2 protein-coding genes are annotated in these 2,914 nt (G+C 61.1%); one reads left to right on the forward strand and one right to left on the reverse strand.

The features are described 5' to 3' along the window. Nucleotides 1-1,078, forward strand: a 1,078-nt coding sequence (locus EOA86_RS38925) for a hypothetical protein (protein WP_164892076.1), incomplete at its 5' end; no start/stop codon positions are given. Nucleotides 1,079-1,127: 49 nt separating this feature from the next. Here the strand turns inward: EOA86_RS38925 and EOA86_RS28900 are convergent. Further along, nucleotides 1,128-2,914: B12-binding domain-containing radical SAM protein (locus EOA86_RS28900; protein WP_206630164.1), on the reverse strand; the 1,787-nt coding region annotated here is incomplete at its 5' end.

The following is a 2,914-nucleotide window of genomic DNA, read 5'->3' on the forward strand; positions in this document are numbered from 1 at the left end:
GCGTCAGACCATCCCTCGACTGTATCGCTACGGGCAGCATTGGCCTCAGCGGCATGCCTTCAAGATCGTCCCGCTCGGGGAAGAGCTGAAGCGTGCGCCGCCTGCCTCGATCGAACACGCGCAACTGTGCGGGCGCGTCGCTCGCCTCGAGGCGGATCACCATGCGCCGTCTGCCGGCGCTGACGCCCACGATCACCAGATCGAGGCCGGCAGCGTCCTCAAGCTGCCGCGCGAGGTCGGCGGCGAATGTCTCATCGATAGGATGCCAGCGGCGTCTTGCGGCGAGGGCTGCTGCGGCAAGAGGCCAGCCCGTATCGGGATCGTAGACGACTTCCGCGATATCGGCCTCGCTGTCAGTAGCCAGAACCGTCGATACTACAGTTCGTGCATCGATCGCGACGAGGGCAGTGCGATCGCGGCCGCGCGAATCGAGCAGGAACACCACCTCACCGTCGGCACTCAAGCCATCTATATGCGTGGCCAAGGAATCCTCTGCAGGGATTTCAAGAAAGGGAACCCACTCTCCATTCCCTTGTCGCTTGAGGACTTCGATCGACCCGTCCTGCCGCACCCGCTCGCCAAAGCGCACAGCGAGGCCGGCGTCGGCATGCAGCCGGCTGAAACCGGGATTCTCGAACACGGTCATCCGCCGACCGGTCGTTACGTTGGCCCGAACGAGGTCAAAGCTTTGCCGATTCCTGTGATTAACACTGAACAGGATGTCGGAAGGAATACGTCGCGAGGTGCGATTGAAGAGCGTTCGCGTACCGCCATCAGGCGTCAGCGCGACCTCCGCTCCCGTGTCCACGTCGATGCTGAACGCCTGATAGTTCTCATCACCGGCAGAATCGCGAAAGACGACGACATGCCGTCCGTCCGCCGCCCAAAACAGCGCCGGCGAAACGGGGCGGACAGGTCCGCCGGTCAAGCGTCGGGCGGAAGCTGTATCAAGGGCCTCCGCTACCATTACGCTCAACATCCCGGCTTCGTTCTGGAGCCAAGCGATCCGGGTGCCATCGTCGCTCAGTCGCAGATGCGATCGGAGCGGATCGGCGAACGCGACCTTTCGCGTCAGTAAAGCGGTCCGTCGCCTATGACCTGGAGCAATTACGCCTTTGTTGGCCACGCTACAAAGACGCCGCCAGGGCCGGTACCCCACCGGCCTTGGGCGAACTGTGCCCGATCCGGGTTCCTGGATGACCGGGTACGATCAGGCCTGCTTCCGACAGCAGCGACAGGTTCGTCCAGACAGGCGCCATGTCGGGAAGGGGAACCGCGAGATTCGCGAGTGCCTCCGCGACGGTGTAATAGCCATTGAGGCGGTGTAGCAAGGGTGCGGTGAAACCGGTGTCGATCATGAAATGGCGCGGCTGACTGTCGTTGAAGAACAGGACTGTGTGGCGCCACTCTGCCACCGAATCCAGGAGTGCCGGGTCGGACAGCCGGTCGCAGTCCATGGCAAGCTGGCCGACGGCGAAGCGGAATTCCATTTCTGTCACGCCCTCCCGCCGATAGAGCGGCGTCTGCGCCAACCATTGGTCCGCTTCGACATGCCAGCCGCAGACTGGGGACAGAACGATGCCGCCCCGCCTCCATTTTAGAGCAGCGAGGATGCCTTCGAAGCTGGCAAGTTCAACCAGGATCTCGGCCTTGCGTTCGTCAGGGCACAGTGCCCTAATGGTGTCGGGTAGGCTTGAAAGATAGGTCTGCATCACGCCCTCGTATTGATGGCTCTCGCCATACATGAGGTCGTGGTTTCTGAAGACAAGAGCGCCCAGCGCTCTGCAAAGATCGACGGGACGCTCGAACCAGCCTTTCGAGAGCAGCGTGGCCGTGTGGGGAAAGCTGTTGAAGAAATCGGTCCCATGGCCGATCAGCCGCGCTGCGATCATATCGCTGAGGGGGAAACCGCCGCTCTCGAAGATCGCGCGCGGCGGCAAGGGCGAGTGTACCATTTTGCGATCGCCTGCCCGCCGCGCCCAATCCGTGTCGGGCAGAATGGAGGCTTGGTAGAGATTGACCCGCATGTGCCTGTCCAGCAGGTAGTTCACGGATTCCTCGAAAGATTTCAGATTGTCGCCCGGTATGCCGATAATGAGGTCCGCCGCGCCCGTCGTCGGAATATTCTTATCCCGGATCGCCGCCAAGTGGCGCTCGAAGCTGTGGGTCTTCCAACGTCCGCGCCCAAGCTGTTCGAGCACATCCGGATTGGTGCTCTGGAGATCGATCTCCACATAGACATCCGCTTCGCGGTAGAGGTCGAAAAGCCGGTCGTCGAAAAAGTCCTGATTGTGATAGACATTGAATTTTGTCGAGGCTCCGAGCCGTTTTTTCTCCTGAACGATGTATTCGAGTAGCTCGATCGCGCCTTGCTTCTTGTATCCGAACATGGCGTCAATGATGAAAATGGCGCCGACATTGTGCAAGAGAAGCCAGCTGAGCTCTCGGTGCAGGCGATCGATTGGAAAGGCAAAGCGCGTGTTTGATCCGTTGCCCCATTGGCAATAGGCGCACTTCATGTAGCAGCCGCGATAAGTCTCCAGCAAAACTCTGGGGTAGCGCGCCAGTGAGGCACCCGACCGGTCAAACAGCTCGATTGGAACAGTGCCCGATAGGAAAGGCGATGCGAGCTCGTCCAGTGCCCGGATGGGTGCGCCTGGTTTCTCGTGTACGACGAGGCCGCCGCCGAGAAAACTCGTACCTGGGATACCGCGCGGAGAGTCTTTCTCCGCCATTCGCAAGACAACCTCGCCGAGGGTCCGTTCGCCCTCACCCCGCACCACTACGTCCACATCGCGGGAGGCAAGCCAAGGCTCCGCCGCCTCGGGCGTCGCCAATTCAGGCCCACCGGCGACGATTTTGATCACCGGAAATAGCCTTCGGGTAATCGCGGCAAGCTCGCGGTAGGCGAGGT

Origin of the sequence: Mesorhizobium sp. M5C.F.Ca.IN.020.32.2.1, assembly GCF_004023105.1 — a bacterium.
GTDB classification, from domain to species: Bacteria; Pseudomonadota; Alphaproteobacteria; order Rhizobiales; family Rhizobiaceae; genus Mesorhizobium; species Mesorhizobium wenxiniae.